We start from the raw sequence: 18,994 nt of genomic DNA, 5'->3' as shown, positions 1-18,994 counted from the left end.
CAGTATCTTTTATTCCGACGTATCAGATTTTCTGAAAGCTAGAAATTTATTTACTTATTTACTTAGCTAGTCATTTTTATTTATACCACTTTTTCGACATTTTATTCATTATTTTTGTACCTTTATTTTATTAAGTTATTAAACATCAATATTTTAGCGTTTAGGTGCATTTATTAATATTTTTATAAAATATCATTAAATCTTAACTTAAGTCAATGAAGCCATTCAAAAATAATAATATGATAAACATATAAATCAATATCATTTTGGGAGGTTACAATGAAAAACAATTTATCAAATTCAAAATACAAATTCTTAGGGATAATTATAGGACTATCCCTCTTAATTATGACACTTGTAGCAATGTTTTCATATGGATATGCACATAGAACTATAATAAATGTTAGCAATCCACTGAAAACATATGAAAATTTAATATCTATGAAAAACCTATTTATATATGAAATCATAGGGTGGATTATCATAGCAATTTTAGATTTTTTACTATCTTACTGCTTATGCAAAATATCAAGCTTAATTAATCCAAAAAAAGGAAAAATAGTCGGTATAACTCGATTACTTTACTCAATATTTCTTACTTTTGCTATTAGTAAACTTATATATCTATCTCAAACCATTGATATAAGAACTGCTTATAGTGCAATCACTTTAATAGAAAAATTCAATTCAATCTGGTCATTTGGTCTTATAATATTTGGTTGTCATCTAATTGCTCTCGGACTAACCTTTAAAGCTACAAAACTACCCAGAATAATATCTATACTACTAGTTATTGGAGGCGTCGGATATATAATTGTTGAAACGCTTCATATCATTATACCATCGTATTCAAATATAGTAGGGCTTATAAATATGTTATTTATGATTCCAATGACATTTGGTGAACTTGGATTTGGAGTGTGGCTATTTGTTAAATCAAACAAATTAAAGTCTCTATTTGGAGCTTCTTAGATTATTATAAATTCGTTTCTTAATTCGACTAAATGATTCAGGCGTAATACCTACGTAATTTGAAAGCTGATTCTGCGGAACTCGTTCAATTAGATTTGAACGAGTTCCCATTATGATTTTAAATCATTTTTCTGGGCTACTACCAATAAACATTGATAAACTTTCCTGCATTTCAGCGATTCTCATCTCCAACATTTTAGGTATGATTTCTATCAATTCTGGAAAATCATCGTAAGCCTTCACATCTGAATTACTATCAGCTATAAGTACTCTTGTATCTTCCATACACTGCAAGGAATATTCAGAAATGATAAAAGAAATTGTAACTAACATAAAAACAGATGATTTAGAAATCTTATTCCGAATGGATAGTGGCTATTTTGATGAAAAGATTATTCAAACAATAGAGTCTTTTAATTGCAAGTATTTGATTAAAGCTAAAGCCTACCCTACACTCACTACAAAAGTGACAGATTCCAAGAAACATTTTGTTGAAGGTGAAGAAGGCAAAGAGACAATTGAGCTCGAAACCAAATTAAATAATTGAAATAAAGAAAGAAGATTTGTGGTTTCTCGTGTGCTTAAACCTAAAAAAAATAGAGTTCAATTATCACTTTTACCAGGTGCAGAGTACCAATATTTTTTTTATTACCAATACAGATTTACCATCAGAAAAAGTAATCATTACCTATGAAAAAAGAGGTAATGCAGAAAACTATATTAAAGAAGCAAAATATGATATGTACGTAGGGCATCTTATCTTAAAATCGTTTTGGGCTAATGAAGCAGTATTTCAAATGATGATGCTTTCATACAACTTATTTTTGTTGTTTAAGTTTGATTTTTTAACGATCACTGAATACAGGCAACAAATTAAGACGTTTCGCTTAAAGTATGTGTTTCTTGCAGGAAAAATCATAAAAACTGCAAGGTCAGTAATCATGAAAATTTGTGAAAACTACCCTTATCGGAAAGTGTATGAAACTGTTTGGTATAACCGTTCATAAATGATAGTTCACAATTGTACTGCTAATATTGGCTTCGTAAAACGTTATGAGGTCTATTTACTATGGCGGTGGTTTTCAAGAAAATATATCGTTACAGAAAAAATAGATAAATTGTATATGAGTTATTAGATGAGGTAAAATTTAAAAAAAGTATAAATCGTTCGAGATTAAAGCTAACGCCACGATTAGAAATTGTGTTATATATTGGTAATGATGGTGATGGATCATTTCTTCATTTCGTTAACGAAAAATATGTACTGGTAGGAGATTTGGTTTATGAAATTATAGATGGCTATAACCATATAGAGTTATACGAGTTTATTAAGAATTATGAATTAAATGAAAATAATTAAAGGTAAAAGTAAGAATTAGAGCACTATGCTGGTTTGCCTTTCTATGTACTCTGGAGGCTTTAGTAATTGCACTTGGACCAAAATATAAATTCATCGTTAAAAGTATCATTTTGATCTAACTAGAAACAAGGTAATATTAAATGAGAAAGTTAATGATCGACACTATCATAAGTTATTACTATTGTATATACTAGACTTATAAGGTTAAGTTTAAGGTGTTGATACATCACATAAATAAAGTGGTTGATTTGAAAGGAATAAATATGAAAATAAAAAAACTAATAATCATTCTAATACTAGTTATTAGCACTGGTATTTCAATGTTTTTCATTCCATGGAGTATCTTGTCATACTGGATGGCACCATTACAAGATGACATTCAAAATGAAATAGAGTACGCAGCAGATAATGGATTTGATGGCGTTATTGTGTATGTTGATCGGGCAGGTGAGGTTGAGACTTATGCTTCAGGTTGGCAAAACAGAGAAAATGAAATACCAGCAAATCCTGAGACACTATTTAAGATTGCAAGTATCAGTAAACTTTATATTGCAGCAGCTACGACTAAATTGATTGATGCTGATATGTTATCAGTAGATGATACACTTTCTAGTCTGTTACCTGAACTTGTTGGTCGAATTGAATATGCTGATAAAATTACTTTAAAGATGATGCTACAACATAGAAGTGGTATTCCTAATTTTGTAGACGATCCTGATTTCTCATGGGATTATATACCGACGACCAATGAAACAGCTCTAGAACTAGTGTTGGATGAAGCAGCTGACTTTGAACCAGACAACAAATATAGTTATTCCAATACGAATTATTTATTGATTGGTGACATTCTTGACAAGACCCTGGGGTACAGTCATCATGAATTTATTAACAATGAGATATTGAAGCCTTTAGGGCTTAAGAATACTTATAATTTGCTGACTGATGTACCTATAGAGAATGTCATGAGTGGTTATTCTGTTGGATACGAATGGGATGTTAAATACAATGATTTTGCTAATTCTGCTGGATCCATGGTTGCTACAATAGAAGATGTTGGTATCTTTATTAGAGCTTTAAATGATGGTTCTTTGTTTACAGACGATGAACAAGCACTCTACACTTCTCTTTACACTTATGATCACACAGGTTTGCTACCAGGGTACCAAAGTATCGCTAAGTATCATAAAGATATTGATACCGTTGTTATCCAGTTCAACAACACAAGTGGCGGTAAAATGTGGAATAAAGCTGAAATATTATATAATAATATCCTTAAGATCATTAAACGTTAAGGGTTTGATGATAATGAGTGGTATCAGGCACATAATGATATAGCTTGAAATTAACTCTAAGTAATAAACTTTTAAAAAGTTACTACTTAGAGTTTTTTATTTGTAATTATAATATAATGTTTTGTTGTCTAATTAAGTATATCCTATTCAAATAATAAAATCATTCGAATTAACACAGGAGGTTAAAATATGAATAAAGTACTTATTACAGGAGCAGGAAGTGGAGCTTAATTAATCTAAAAAAGGAAAAGTAATCGGTATAACTCGATTACTTTACTCAATATTTCTTACTTTTGCTATTAGTAAACTTATATATCTATCTCAAACCATTGATATAAGAACTGCTTATAGTGCAATCACTTTAATAGAAAAATTCAATTCAATCTGGTCATTTGATCTTATAATATTTGGTTGTCATCTAATTGCTCTCGGACTAACCTTTAAAGCTACAAAACTACCCAGATTAATATCTATACTACTAGTTATTGGAGGCGTCGGATATATAATTGTTGAAACACTTCATATCATTATACTATCATATTCGAATATAGTAAGGCTTATAAATACGTTATTTATGATTCCAATGACATTTGGCGAACTTGGATTTGGAGTGTGGCTATTTGTTAAATCAAACAAATTAAAGTCTCTATTTGGAACTTCTTAGATTATTATAAATTCGTTTCTTAATTCGACTAAATGATTCAGGCGTAATACCTAAGTAATTTGAAAGCTGATTCTGCGGAACTCGTTCAATTAGATTTGGACGAGTTTCCATTATGATTTTAAATCGTTTTTCTGGGCTACTACCAATAAACATTGATAATCTTTCCTGCATTTCAGCGATTCTCATCTCCAACATTTTAGGTATAATTTCTATCAATTCTGGAAAATCATCGTAAGCCTTCACATCTGAATTATTATCAGCTATAAGTACTCTTGTATCTTCCATACACTGCAAGGAATATTCAGAAATAATATTATTTTGCTGACTAAATATACCAATAAAATCTCCCTCAGTATAAAAATTAGATATGACTTCTTTTCCATCTTCCTTTAAAGTAAATTGTTTGACAATCCCTTTCAAAACAAAAAAACATTTTTCTATAGAATTTCCTTGACTTTGTAGTATATGCCCCTTTTTAAACGTCATAATTGGAACGCCTTTAACCATTCTCAATATATAATCATCATCAAGATCCGAAAACTGCTTTACATAGCTAATCAATTCTTCATACATATTATTCACTCCTACTTTATTATACAAATATTTTGGTGTTAGGTGCATTTTATTAAGTAATTTCTTTAGATGAATTTTAAAAAACAAAATTTGTTCCAACATCCATAGATATTCCCCTTTAACTGATTTAGTAGTGTACACTTTTTTCTTTCTAATTCATCTATAATCATTGAAATATAAACGTTTCAAAAAAATATAGCGCCCCCCTCTTTTTTTAGTATAATTGATTCACCAAAAACCTAATTTTCCTAAAAGAAAGGAGACATCGCTATGGTTTCAATTATACAATTTTTATTACTATATATTCAAGACTTACATAAGCAAATCTACAAATTAAATTTATTCATCATTAGGTTAACTCCATTTAAACAATGGAAGCATGAAGAATTTTTCAGCCCTAAATATCAAAAGTTTAAAACTGATGTACTTCCTACTATTTTAAAATTCTATAAACAAGATTATCTATTTTTGATTGAATACAATAAGACTATTAAACCTATTAATCGTAGAAGCAAAGTTTCTATTTCAAAGGATACTTTACAGTATCCTTTTTTTATAAACAATAAACTTAGTATAATTGTACAACTCTTTTGTTTACAAAATATTTACAAAATGTGAACATTCTGATAATTTCCGATATGACTATAAAGAAAATAAAAAAATTAGCCATATATTTATATTATAAATATATGGCTAAAAAAAATTAAAGTCAAAAATATTCTTCAAAGCTAGTTCATTTACAATTATTTTTCTACATTTATCTCGTTTTTAAGAAGTTCTTTAATCTTTAAAAAATCATTTTTCCTGTCGTCTCGGTCTACTTCTATAGGCTCACTTACACCTATTGTGATAGTGTTAAAAGGTAGTGGTATAGAGTAATTATCCCATCTTTTATATAGACTGATTTTACATTTAGTGTGGATTGATACCTTAATTACTTTTCTTTTTGTTAGTAACGCTAAAACAAACGAAATTGATTTTGGCTCATGGAATGGTCCAAGTGGACCATCCATTGCGACTGCAAGATTACTTTTATCTCCAAAATCAATTTCTTTTCTAATTTTACGAAGAAAATTTCCCTCCCCATTTGTTTCATCTGGTACTCTAAACGTTTTATAACCATAGAAATTACATAGATCAGTTATATAATCTCCTCTAGAATCGGCAGTAGTAATTACATACAAGCTCTCACCTTTTAAAAAAGGATTAAGAGAATAACTATCACCATGCCAAAAAAGCACAATATACTTTTCTTTATTCTCATTTTTAAGCAAATTAAAATTTTCATTTTTTATTATTTTACTTGTCTTAAACACAAAATCTATATATTTAATAAAAATTTTACTTATTATCTTTTTATAATATACATCAAATCTCCCCACTAATTTATCTCACCTTTCAAATATAACAGTATTATTAAAACAATCTAATTTTATACTATATATTCATTTGTTTTTTATTCATAATTATTCATGCTAATTTTTGCCATTTAGAAATTCAAAATCATTATAGTTTTCTATAGATTTTTTATAAATACTAATAATTCTTTTTACAATTTCTTCTTTTGAATAATTTTTTGAAAATTTATATGCATTTTCACCTAACTTATCTAATACTAATTTATTTTTCATTAAATAGATTAACTTTTCTGACCAATCTTTTATATCATCTTTTGTTTTATAACCATTAAAATTATTTTCAATTAAATCATCAATTCCACTTGAACGAATTGCTACTGTAGGACACCCACCAGCCATTGCTTCAAGTATTACCATGCCCTGTGTTTCTGATTTAGAACTGAATACAAAAATATCAGATGCTATATAGTATTTACTAACTTCTTTCGGCTTAACAAGTCCAACGAGTTCTACTTCTGTAGTCAATTTATATTGTTTTATTTTTTCATAAATTCTACTCTTTTCAGGACCATCTCCAACAATTAGACATTTAAAAGGCACTCTCGTGTGTTCTTTAATATATTTAATGCCATCAATTAAAAAATCAATATTTTTTTCCTTAGAAAGCCTTAAGACAGAACACAGCACAATTTCATTGTTTGCTTTGTTCATATTTATTAATTCATTAAGTTCATCTTCCTTAACATTTTGATAAACATCTAAATCGACACCTGTTTGAATTACATCTATATACCTACTTACTCCAATGTTTCTTAAATACTCACTTACAGTATTTGTTGGCGCTATAATACTAGTACAGTTTTGAGCAAATCTTTTTATTAATTTATGTGAAATAGTATTTTTAAATAAATTTCTGAAAAACGGTAATAAATGTGCATAATCTTCAAACTTAGTATGATATGTTAATACTACTGGTATATTATATTTCAGTCCTAATTTCAATCCTTTTTTTCCCATCCAAAATGGGTGTTGTACATGTATAATATCAAATTTATGCTTTATAAATTGTTTTTCGATTTCAGGTAAAAATGCATTTACAATTGGAAAATTCAAATTATTATTTTTATAATGAAAAATTGCTTTAAATCTATAAATATTCTTTTCTTCTATAATAATTTTAGCTCTATTCATTCCATAATCTGGTGCAAAAATATATACATCATGACCATTATCTCTTAAACTATTAACGGTTCTTTTTATAGAAATTGGTACACCACCAACAAAAGGAAAATAATTGTTAGTAAAAATAGCAATACACAATTTTTTTTCATTATAATTTTCTGTATTTTCAGCATTAAAATCTCTATAAAAATTTTTTTCGACAAATGCTAGGGAATAGATAAATATTCCAATAGCTAGTATAATTGATAATATAAATAATAAACTTATCCAATTTGTATAGAAAATAGAATGAATAAAAATCCAAATATTTTCAGTTATTCTATAAAAAGAATTTCTACTAAGTTCCTGTTTAACAACTAAATATTTTACTCCACTTGACGAAAAAGTTACTTTAATATAATGATAAAAATTTTCAGGACTATTTAAAATAAATCCACCCGCTCCTCCAGTTATAAAATAATTTACATTTTTTATTATTTTATTCTCATATGTATTTACTGAAGATGCAAAGACTGCTGTTACCTGATACTTTGAAAAAGTATTAATCAAAAACTCACTGTAGTCTTTGTCTTTAATATAGCTATCACTATTACCTATTATCATCGAATTTTCTTCAATCTTAAAAGGCGGCTTGTTCATTACTACAAATTTATATTTATATTCTTTTGCATTATCAAGCTCATTTACAAGCCATTTTTTTTGCCACTCTTTAGAAGTTTTAACCGTAGTATCTAAGAAAATAAAAACTGAATCATTTAAGCTATACGAAAAATAATATGGTCCAAAATGTTTATAAAATCTTACATCACCGCCATCAGATAATTCGTTTTCTCCAAAACAATCAACAAAAGGAACATTAAGTTTTTTTAGACTCTTATTGATTATTCTATATTTATCTTCTGCACCATCAAGCACTGCATTCCCTGTAGATATTACAAAATCAATACTTTTATCATCATTTATATTTTTTACTATTTGCTTATCAAAAATATCAATAGAATTGTTAATATTTCCTGCTACGGCAAAAGATATATTGTTGCTATCTTTGTTTTTATTTTCAATTCTATTTATACTATTAATATTTATTGACTCAAAATTGCTTTCATAAACACTTAAGTAGCCTTTATAAAGCGCTACAATTAGTATAAGTACAATATTTATATGAATTAGTATTTTTAAAATCTTTTTTTTATTCATTTAAATTCCCCATTATCATCTTCTTGTTTTTTAAATTTCTAAAATAATATCGCTTTAATTTTGTTTATTACTTACTCATTATTTATTACTAAATTTACTTTTAACTATTCCTGTAAAAAATATCAACATTCCAATAAATACCCCAATATACATAGTAAAAAATCTCCAAATAAATATTACAGATAAAATATTGGATTTATCTACAAATTGCGCAAAAATAATCGCAAAACTACCTTCTGCAATTCCTGTTGCACCTGGTGTCGGTGCAAAATACATAATAAATGTTACTATGATTTGAATTCCAATAATAGAAGCTAAAGAAACATTGTAACCAAGATCATTAACTATTAGTACTGGAAATAAAAACAATGAAAATAAAAACAATAATGAAAATAATACTGATAAAAATATATTTTTGGAATCAGAATGGAAGAATTTTTTTATACTTTTTATAAAATTATCAAGCTCTTTAAAAACTATTCTAATCACCTTTTTAAATGTTTTTTTAGAAATTATTCTTTTCTTTATAGCAAATTTTAGTAGTTTATAAAAAAACCACTTAATTGATTTTATATTATTTAAAAGCTTATAAAATACTAGAGCAATTGCAACATAAATTAAAACCCCTATGGTGATTATTGGAAGTGAAAATCCATTTGAAAACAAATTTATATAGTCCTTATCAACAATCAGTACTATAGGAGTCATAATAATAAAAAATACAATTGGAATTGCAGTTCTAATTGTTGTTGAAACAACAGCATCTCCTAAAGATATACCCTTTTTAATAAGATAATAAACTTGTACAAATCCTCCACCTGTCGCAAGAGGAGTTATACCTGAAATAAACATATTTACAAAAACTAATTTCATCAAATATTTCACTTCAATATTTTGATGAATAGATTTTAAAATATAATATAATCTTAAAGCATCCATAGCAAAATAAATTAACATTAAAACGGTTAATTTAATAAATAAATCATATGTAAATATTTTAAAATTAATACTAGTAATACTCGTATTTACTAAATGAGAAATAAATATAAATGATAGAAGTGAAAGAAAAATAAATAGTACACTAAACGCAGTATATTTCCATTTATTAGAAGAAAGCAATATGTCAAAATCAGTTGTTTTTTTCATAAAATCACCTTTTTTACTAAATACAGCTAGTAATAATTTCAAATTAATATCTTCGCAAAAGGAGAGAAATACCCAGTATTTTCTCTCCTTTTGTTTGAATCTTATTCTCTCTTAAGTTCGTTTCGCATGCTATTTAATATCATAAACCCATTTTCATTTTTTAAAGTTTTTCCATCGTAACATATGGCTTTGCCATTAAGGTCAGTAAAAACACCCCCTGCTTCTTTAACTACTATTTCCATCGCAGCAGTGTCCCATATATTTGTTTTGTTTCCAAAGTTATAGTAAACATCATACTCACCTTTTGCAATTGAACATCCCTTTAAAGAGCTTCCCATTTTAGTTGCTTGTAGTATTTTTTCATCATTTAGATTCTTAAATTCTTCAAACCTTTTACTATGATGACTACGGCTAGATAGTACTTTTAAATTACTTGTTCTTTTGGATACATGTATTTTTTTAACAATTTCATTTTTTTCAATAAAAGCTCCATTTCCTTTAGTTGCAAAATAAAGTTCATTCAGCATTGGAGCATATACCACTCCAAGAATAACTTCACCCTTATAAGAAAGTGCTATATTTACTGTAAATTCATCATTTCTTTTAACAAATTCTTTTGTTCCATCAAGTGGATCAATAATAAAACAAAACTCACTACTTAATACTCTTCTTTCATCGTCTTCTTCACTGATAATATCATATAGTGGAAATTCTTTTTTTAACTGAGTCACTATTATAGTGTTAGCTTCCAGATCTGCCTTTGTTAATGGTGTTTTATCATCTTTGTAATACACATCAAAAGACTCACTATATATTTCAGCTATTTTTTTACCAGCGAGAAGCGAAATTTCTTTAGCAACTTTTAATTCTCTTTCTAAATTCATAAAAACACTTCCTTCATTTATCCCATTATATATATTTCTAATTTATTTTTATTTGAAGCGATGAGCCCTTAATACCTGCAGCGGCTTCATTTACTAGTAGTGCAATTGGAACTCTAGTCTTTAATTCTTCAACGTGTGATATAATACCAATTGATAGATTGTCTGAATGAAGTTTCTCTAAAGAACTCATAACCGTATCAAGTAAATCTTTATCAAGTGAGCCAAATCCTTCATCCAAAATAAAGAATTCTAAATTCACATTACCTTTTAGTTGTATTTGACTTGAAAGTGCTAGAGCAAGAGAGAGAGAAGTCATAAAAGTTTCCCCGCCCGAAAGCGTACTTGTGCTTCTTTTTACTCCGCCATTATAATTATCACAAATAATAAAATTACCCTTTGAATCAATTTCAAGTGAATATCTATCATTTGTAATATTCAGTAACCTAATTGATGCGTCTTTTACAATATATTTCATATGCTTTGTAGCGATGTATTCAACGAACTTATTACCATGAAGTAATTTTTGTATTTCCATTACTAAATCGTATTTTCTATTCTTTTCTTTTTCTAAATTGCTTATTACAATATAACTTTCTTTATCTTTGTTTATGCTATCAATAATACTCGAAATTTTACCCATTTCACCTATTTTTTCTTCTTTCTCCTTTTTACTACTTTCAAGTAAATTTTGAGTAGAAATATAATCAAAATCTTTCTCAGCTTTTCCACTAATAATTTTACTAAGTTCTAAAAAATTTTGATTAATAGTTCTAAATTCATTTTCAAAATTTTCTATTTCAATTTTAAGGTTCTCTACTCTTTTTTCGCTTACAAGGTATTTTTCTATTTCATTGTCACTTTCAAAAATACTTTTATTTACTAAATCTAGCAATCTACTCTTAACTTCTACTGATTTTTCATTATAAATATCTAAATTCCCTTCTAAAGATGAAATAACATTCTGCGTTTTTAAAATTAGTTCTTTTTCATTTTCAGTTTTTTGTTTTAATTCATTATACTCTTCACTTATTCTAGTCTTTTTATTTATAGCATTTTTTAAAACTTTTTCTAAAGAATCATTATAAGAATATTTATTTAACTTTTCCTTATTTATCTTTATTATTTCAGATATACCCTTTCCTTTTTCAATTGCAACATCAATTTCATTTGTCTTTTGATTTATTTCTTCTTTAAGAGTTTCTATTTTAGATATATTAAGAGCAATTAGTTTATCAATATTAATTAGTTCTTTATCATTTTTTTGATAGAATTTGTCTTTCTTTTCAATAGTATTTTTTTCATTAATAATCTCATTAAATATATTTACACATCTTTTTTGATCATATTCTAAAATATTTTTATCAAATATTAAGTCTATATTTTTGTCAATATCACTAGTCAATTTGATATTATTTTCTTTATCCTTCACTGTTTCTTTTAAAACTTCAATTAATTGTTTTCTATTTTCAATAAATGAATTGTTTTCAATTATATACTTTTCTTTATCTAATCTATTATTTTCTATTTTTTTTTCTACTATCGCTTGTTCCTTCAATGAATTTTTAAGAATTTCATTTTTACTATTTAGAACTTTTTCCTTTAATTCTTTATCTTGAGTAATTTTAGTGTAAACCTTAGAATCTATATCTTCAAAAGCTTTTAAATTGTGATTTGCTTTAGCAACACTCTTCTCAAAGCTTTCATTTTCAAGTTCTAAACGTGTAATTTTAGTTGTTAATTTGATTAATTCTTTATTTAAAGAATCAAGTTTGTCTTTATAATCAATACCATTATCTTCTTTCTTTTTAAAAACTTTTGGATGATGTATATTACCACACAAAGGACATTCATTGTTTTCAGTTAATTTATGAGATAAGACCTCTAAAACATTATTAACTCTTACTCTATTAACATCTTCTTCATACATTTTTATCTTATCTAATAATATTTCCTTTTCTTTTTCATATGAAAGAAGTCTTTCGTTTCCCAGTACTTTTTTATTTTTAAAGTCTTTTATTTCTTTAACTAATAAGTCTTTATTTTCTAAGCGTTCTTTAATATAGGGAATTTTAGAATTAATCTTAACTATATCTTCATTAATCTTAGAAATTTCTATTTTAATATTCTCTATATTATCTTTAATTTCTATCTCTTCTTTTATATTATTTTCTAGTTCTAAAGCCATTTTATCAAGATTTTTTCCACTTTCACTTAAGTTTTTTTCAAGTTCTTGTAAAGCTTTTGATGAGTATTCCTCTTTTTCTATAATATTTTTATTTAAATTTTCTAGTTTTAATTTCTCCGTTTTCAATTCATAAAGTTTATTAATAAAAACTCTAAATTCAGATGAAACATAATTTTCTTCTTTAGAAATATTAATTGATTCTTTTTTACTTTTATTCTCAAAAAGCTCCTTATTAAGTTTTTCATATTCAATACTTAACTCTTCTCTTTTTTTATTTATTTTAGAATAATTTTCTCTCAAATTTTTTATTTCAATTTCTAATTCATTTGTCCTTTTTTCTAAAATAATATTTTCTTTTAATTTCTCTATTTCTATATCTAGTTTTGGAAGTTCGGTATTTTTTTCATTTTCAATATTTTCAAATTTAATTTTATTTTCATTGTAGCTTTTTAAGATTTTTTCTTTTTCTTTTGATTTATTTTCTAAACTTTTTTTAACACTAATAATATCTTCATTAAGTTTATCTAGATCTTTTTTATATGGGTAAATCTTTATTGCCTCTTCATATTTTAAAACCAAGTCTTTTTTCACTTCCATGTCTTTTTTCTCTAAAGACAATTTACTTAATGTTTCAGAAACCTTATTAAATTCTTCTCTTTTTTTAAATAATTCTTTTTTTTCTAATTTTTCTTTTTCTAATTTTTCAATCAAAGTTTGTAAAGATTCTTCTTCTTTTTTAAGCTGTGCGTTTTTCAAAGTATATTGATCAAGTTTTTCAAATTCTTCAATATTAAAAACACTTAACTGTCCCTTTAATACGTCTAACTCTTTTGTTAATTTATTTTTTTTAAGTCTAACTTTATTGCTTAATTCGCTTCCAAATTCACCTAAATTAAGAAGTCTTTCAAGCATATTTCTTTTGTCTTTTCCGCTCATATTTAAGAAATCACTAAATTTACCCTGTGGAAGTACAACGCTTTTCATAAAATCATCAGGTTTCAAACCAATCTCTGAAACAACTATTTCGTTTACATCACTTGCACCCTCTCTAATCTCAATTAGTTCACCGTTTATACTTTTTTTTGTAAATCTCGCCATATCGTTAATAACACCCGATTTTGATCTTTTAAAACTTCTGTTTATTTCGAAAATACATCTTCCGCTAGATGTGTTAAGTTCAAATTTAAAGTATAACTTCATATGACTAACATCAGTATTAATAAATTCTTTTGTACTTCTAGCAATCGCATTTGTTCCAAATAAAGAAATTGTAATTGCATCAAGAATAGTTGATTTACCTGAACCAGTAGTTCCAAATATACCAAATAATCCCCTAGATGAAAGCTTTTCAAAATCAACACTTTCTTCTTCTATATAACTATTGAGTCCTGCTAATTTAAGAAATATCGGTTTCATCTTCATCACCTCTTACAATCTCATAAAACATCTTTGTTAATTCTTGACTTGCTTTAGCCATATTTTCACTAAAATAGTATTCATCAAATAATTCATAAATATCTTTATCATCTGTATTAAACTCTTCACTCTCTCTTTCACTTTCTGAAAAGATTGGTACAATTGATAAAATATCATTTTTAAGATTTTTAATTTCTTTTATCTCGGAAAGCTCAATTACTTTGTCAGTTTTTATTTCTAAATAAACATAGCTTTCTTTTTGGCTATTTTCTCTTGCTTTTTCAATAGCCTCGGTAATTGAATTACATTTCCATACTTCAATTGGTTTATAAGTATTTAACCATATTTCATCAATAACTGGAGCCTTTCCAGCTTTAAAATCTACTATAAAGACTGACTTTGAATACCCAATTTCGCTTTTTGAATACTGAATAGGTGAACCCGAATATATAATATTTGAAAACTCCGATTTAATTCTTTGAGGTCTATGCAAATGTCCGAGTGCTATATAGTCAGCTTTTTTAGATAAATCACTAGCGTGAACTAAAAGACCTCCTCCAATTTGAATTGGTCTTTCACTATCGGTAGAAAGTCCGCCCATTACAAATAAATGTGATGCGACTATATTTATAGTGTCTTCTCTAAAATAAGAATCAAAGTAATCCATAATAAGTCCAATTCTCTTTGAATATTCTCTCTGTGCATCTTCCTCTTTAAAATAGTAATCAAATACCTCTTCAAGCCTAGATTCACTTGGATATGGAAGAAGGGCAAATATAGTTTTTTCTCCCTTTATATCTATTTCTACTAAACCTTTATCACTCTTTAAAACATCAAAATTACCTACTTTACCAGTTTCTAAAATCTTACCTGGCTTTCCTACTATAATAATTCCAAGTTCTTTTGCAAGTGGATATACAGCATCTAGTCTTGATGGATTATCATGATTACCTGCAATAATAACAATTAATCTTTCTCCGCCATTTGACAATTTTTTAACTGTATCATAATACAGTGTTTCTGCTTTTGAAGATGGATTTACCGTATCGAAAATATCCCCAGAAATCAAAACTACATCAACACTATTTTTATTTGTAATATTTATTAAATCTTCTAAAAATTTTTCTTGTTCATCAAGTCTACTTTTACCTTCCAAATGCTTTCCAAGATGCCAATCTGATGTATGAAGTAATTTCATTTATACCTCCACTTTTACAAGTTCACTTTTATCTATAAAGTAAATATACGTATCTTTTACAATCATATCTGTTGATTTTAAAAGAGCTTCTTTATAAATAGATAATTGACCTTTATATTTATTAACAAATGTTGAAATATTAGAAGTAATTTTATCGCTCTTATAATCCACTAAAACAATTTCATTATTTTCAATATAAAAAAGATCTATAATACCTTGAACTAAAACTTTTTCACCATTAATATTTTTACTAAATACAAATGGTTCTTCTTTAAAATACTTTTCAGATTCTGCAATCCTATTATACAAGTCTGATTCTAGAAATTTTAATATTTTATTAATTTTTATATAAGAAACAAGTTCTTTATCTATTAGATTTTTGCTTACTAATTTATCTATTAAATTAATTATATAATCCTTAGATTTTAACCCATTTTTAAAATCAATATTTTGAAAAATCTTATGATAAGTAGTTCCAATTAATGCACCATCTATTTTCTCTGTAGTCATAAATTTTGGAGAAGATATAAGGCTTGGTATTTTATAATTTAAATCTTTATAATCCATATTTTCTATTTTTTTCATATCAGTAGCAACAAGTTTAGATGGAAGCATAACATTTTGCTCATATTTGTATTTAAAATTAAATTTTTCGTCCACAAATTTAAGATTATTTTCATCTAAAGTAAAATCACAATTAATAAGTTTTGATTTTAAAGATGAATCAATTTCTTCTTTTTTTACAATATTTTTTACAATATCATATTTTGGATATATATTAATATTCCATTTCGACTCATTTTCAATAAGTTCATAATCTTCTAGTCCTTCTCTTAATATATAGGCATCTTTATGTTTTATAAGTACTGTCATAATTAAATCAAGGTATGAATTTGATTCTAAAATTAGAAAAGGAGAAATTGTCTTCTTCCACTTTTGAACTGATGAATCTAATTTTTTTACATAACCAACGATTATTAGTTTATCAACTGCTCTTGTTAGAGCAACATATAAAATCCTTAGTTCCTCAGCAATAGTTGCTTTTTTAAGTCTATGTTTTATTGCATTTTGAGGCAAGCTTTCCTTGTAATATCTTTCTTTATAATTAATATATTTAAGACCAAAGCCTAAATCTTTATCTATTAAAATATTTCCACTTAAATCCATTAAATTAAATTTATTTCCGCTTCCAGAAAGTATTACTACAGGAAATTCTAAGCCTTTAGATTTATGAATACTCATAAGCCGTGCAACATTATCGTTTTCACTAATAGACACGGCACTTCCCATATCACCAGATGATTTTTCTAATTTTTCAATATACTTTATAAAGCTAAAAATTCCACTTGAAGTCGATTTTTCAAAATAATCCGCTTTTTCTATTAATAACTTTAAATTTCCTTGTCTATTTTCACCATCAATACTCGCACCAACGAAATTGTAAAAGCCTGAATCTTTTAAGACTTTCCAAAGAAATTCATCTAGTTTCATATATGACGCTTCAAAGGACCAATTATCAATTTTTTTAGTAAATTCTATAATTTTTTTTCTTAATAAATCATCTTTATTATAGTTATAAAAATTATTAAAAAATCTTTCATCTAAATTGAATTCTCTTATGCTTATTAATTCTTCAATAGAAAAATTTCCTATAGATGATCTTAAAACTGTAATTAATGGAATATCTTGAAATCTATTATCTATTAATCTAAGTAAATTTATAAAAATTTTAATCTCTAATACTTCAAAATATTTATTTCCTACATCACTAAATAGAGGTATACCTTCATTTGCAAATATTTCTGCAAAAACACTTGCACGGCTTTTAGTTGCACGAAGAAGTATTACTATATCTCTATACTCAATGGCTTTGTATTCATTTTTTTTAGCAATATATATTTTCTCACCTAATATGCTTTTTATTTTTTTTGCTATATGAAGTGCTTCAATTTCAGTTTTTTGCATATCTAAAAGTAAAGAATTTACTTCATTATTATTTTCACCTTCAACTATATCATCTGTATTGCCCTCTATAATATCTACATCAACAGATGAATTATAGTTTTCTTTAAAGTCCATTCCATTATATAAAAATGCATTTTCATCATAATCAATATTACCTATTTCCTCTAACATAATATTATCAAAGATAAAATTTATAGCATTTAATATTTCTTTTCTACTTCTAAAATTCATAGATAAATCAATTTTTACATCATTTTTACCTTCGTCTAAATTATAATTTTTATATTTTTCAATAAAAAGGTCAGGATCTGCTAGTCTAAATCTATATATACTTTGCTTAACATCACCAACTAAAAATAAATTATTGTCTCTTTTTATTGAATTTATAATAGTTTCCTGTACAATATTGGAATCTTGATATTCATCGAGTACAATATAATCAAACTTTTCTTGATAATATTTTCTAATATCTTCATATTTTAATAGTTCAATAGAAAACTGCTCTAAGTCATTAAAATCAAGAAATGATTTTTCTTTTTTTAATTCAAGATATTTTTCATATACTAAAGAAACTAATTTATAAATATATTTCACATATGGATACATTTCATTCATTACTTTTATAATTTCTTTTGTATTTTTTTCTCCAAGTGATTTTGAAAGCTTTCTTATAATTTTTTTATAATCATCTCTAAGTTTTTTAGTTTTTTCGATTTTTAATAAATCTACTTCTTCTTTTCTTTTTTTAGAAACTGATTTCATCCTTAAAAATTCAATTTTTTTAATTATATTTGTAAAATCATCATAATTTTCTTCTAAACTTTCTTCTAAATCTTCTAAAGATTCATAATCACTTAAAAGAGCATCTAGATACTCACTTGGTCCATCTTCCTCACTTGCAGTTTCAATTGCTTCGTGAAGTATACTTTTTAGGGATTCAAGTGAATATTTTATGTTTTCTTTTACTGATTTAACCCATATATGGGAATCAAATTCTTCTTTTTCAATACTATAGAGTTCAATTGCGTCTTTAAGCCAGCCAAGTGGATTTGGCTTACTTTGAATAAAATAGTACAATTTGATTATTATTTCTTTTAGTGCTTTATCATCTCTATTTGTTCCATAAGCTTCAACTAAAGAAATAAAATCGCTCTTTTCATTCATATATTCATTTTCAAATACTTGGTCAATTGATTCTGAAAGCATTATTTGAAGTTCAGTAGTATCACCTATTTTAAAATTAGGATCAATATCTATTTTATAATAATTTTTTTTCACAATATCAAGACAAAATGAATGCATTGTAGTAATAAGTGCTTTATTTACTAATCCAATCTGCTCTCTTATAAAAGAACTATCTTCTTTTTCAATTTCTATTTTTTTAACTAAAGAATTTAATATTCTCTCTCTCATCTCACTTGCAGCCGCATTGGTAAATGTTACAATTAACATATTTTCTAAACTAACTTTATCTTTTATAATAATATTAATAATTCTTTCAACTAATACAGCTGTTTTACCAGAACCAGCAGCAGCTGAAACTAGTATATTTCTATCTCTAACCTCTATAGCTTTTTTTTGATCTTCAGTCCATTTAACCAT

The 18,994-nt window shown here is 26.1% G+C and carries 13 protein-coding genes and 1 pseudogene; 5 read left to right on the top strand and 9 right to left on the bottom strand.

The window, feature by feature from the left end:
- Nucleotides 1-279: 279 nt before the first annotated feature.
- Entirely contained in the window at nucleotides 280-972 is a 693-nt protein-coding gene (locus AACH12_RS02845; protein ID WP_338536564.1) for a DUF4386 domain-containing protein, read from the top strand.
- A gap of 123 nt (nucleotides 973-1,095) precedes the next feature.
- Here the strand turns inward: AACH12_RS02845 and AACH12_RS02840 are convergent, their stop codons facing one another.
- Complete coding sequence (locus tag AACH12_RS02840; RefSeq protein ID WP_338536563.1) at nucleotides 1,096-1,257, bottom strand: hypothetical protein; 162 nt, start codon at nucleotides 1,255-1,257, stop codon at nucleotides 1,096-1,098.
- Here AACH12_RS02840 and AACH12_RS02835 point away from each other — a divergent pair.
- The 4 genes and pseudogenes from AACH12_RS02835 to AACH12_RS02820 form a co-directional block, all read left to right on the top strand.
- Nucleotides 1,208-1,979: pseudogene (locus AACH12_RS02835) on the top strand (transposase); the annotation flags it as partial. The gene AACH12_RS02840 and the pseudogene AACH12_RS02835 overlap by 50 nt on opposite strands.
- A gap of 194 nt (nucleotides 1,980-2,173) precedes the next feature.
- Nucleotides 2,174-2,332, top strand: coding sequence for a hypothetical protein (locus tag AACH12_RS02830; protein ID WP_338536562.1), 159 nt, complete (start codon nucleotides 2,174-2,176; stop codon nucleotides 2,330-2,332).
- Nucleotides 2,333-2,580: 248 nt separating this feature from the next.
- The gene (locus AACH12_RS02825) at nucleotides 2,581-3,624 is read left to right on the top strand and encodes a serine hydrolase domain-containing protein (protein WP_463670997.1); all 1,044 of its coding nucleotides are present in this window, start codon (nucleotides 2,581-2,583) and stop codon (nucleotides 3,622-3,624) included.
- 253 nt (nucleotides 3,625-3,877) lie between these two features.
- The gene (locus AACH12_RS02820; protein ID WP_338537334.1) at nucleotides 3,878-4,288 is read left to right on the top strand and encodes a DUF4386 domain-containing protein; all 411 of its coding nucleotides are present in this window, start codon (nucleotides 3,878-3,880) and stop codon (nucleotides 4,286-4,288) included.
- Here the strand turns inward: AACH12_RS02820 and AACH12_RS02815 are convergent.
- The 8 genes from AACH12_RS02815 to addA form a co-directional block, all read right to left on the bottom strand.
- Nucleotides 4,271-4,963: a Crp/Fnr family transcriptional regulator gene (locus AACH12_RS02815; protein WP_338536561.1), complete on the bottom strand. Its 693-nt coding sequence runs from the start codon at nucleotides 4,961-4,963 to the stop codon at nucleotides 4,271-4,273. The two genes, AACH12_RS02820 and AACH12_RS02815, sit on opposite strands and share 18 nt — an antisense overlap.
- A gap of 641 nt (nucleotides 4,964-5,604) precedes the next feature.
- A complete protein-coding gene (locus tag AACH12_RS02810; protein WP_338536560.1) occupies nucleotides 5,605-6,243 on the bottom strand; it encodes a hypothetical protein in 639 nt (212 codons plus the stop codon).
- Nucleotides 6,244-6,336: 93 nt separating this feature from the next.
- On the bottom strand, nucleotides 6,337-8,598 hold the full coding sequence (locus tag AACH12_RS02805; protein ID WP_338536559.1) for a glycosyltransferase: 2,262 nt from the start codon (nucleotides 8,596-8,598) through the stop codon (nucleotides 6,337-6,339).
- 78 nt (nucleotides 8,599-8,676) lie between these two features.
- Entirely contained in the window at nucleotides 8,677-9,744 is a 1,068-nt protein-coding gene (locus AACH12_RS02800) for a lysylphosphatidylglycerol synthase transmembrane domain-containing protein (RefSeq protein WP_338536558.1), read from the bottom strand.
- Between the two features lie 101 nt (nucleotides 9,745-9,845).
- Nucleotides 9,846-10,628: a 3'(2'),5'-bisphosphate nucleotidase CysQ family protein gene (locus tag AACH12_RS02795; RefSeq protein ID WP_338536557.1), complete on the bottom strand. Its 783-nt coding sequence runs from the start codon at nucleotides 10,626-10,628 to the stop codon at nucleotides 9,846-9,848.
- 37 nt (nucleotides 10,629-10,665) lie between these two features.
- Nucleotides 10,666-14,229, bottom strand: a complete 3,564-nt coding sequence (locus AACH12_RS02790; protein ID WP_338536556.1) for an AAA family ATPase — start codon at nucleotides 14,227-14,229, stop codon at nucleotides 10,666-10,668.
- Nucleotides 14,210-15,427, bottom strand: coding sequence for a metallophosphoesterase family protein (locus AACH12_RS02785; RefSeq protein ID WP_338536555.1), 1,218 nt, complete (start codon nucleotides 15,425-15,427; stop codon nucleotides 14,210-14,212). The genes AACH12_RS02790 and AACH12_RS02785 overlap by 20 nt, the downstream gene beginning before the upstream one ends.
- Nucleotides 15,428-18,994: a helicase-exonuclease AddAB subunit AddA gene (gene addA / locus AACH12_RS02780; protein ID WP_338536554.1), complete on the bottom strand. Its 3,567-nt coding sequence runs from the start codon at nucleotides 18,992-18,994 to the stop codon at nucleotides 15,428-15,430.

Source organism: Helicovermis profundi (assembly GCF_033097505.1).
Taxonomy (GTDB): Bacteria; Bacillota; Clostridia; order Peptostreptococcales; family Acidaminobacteraceae; genus Helicovermis; species Helicovermis profundi.
This window is presented reverse-complemented; position numbering and strand designations above follow the sequence as displayed.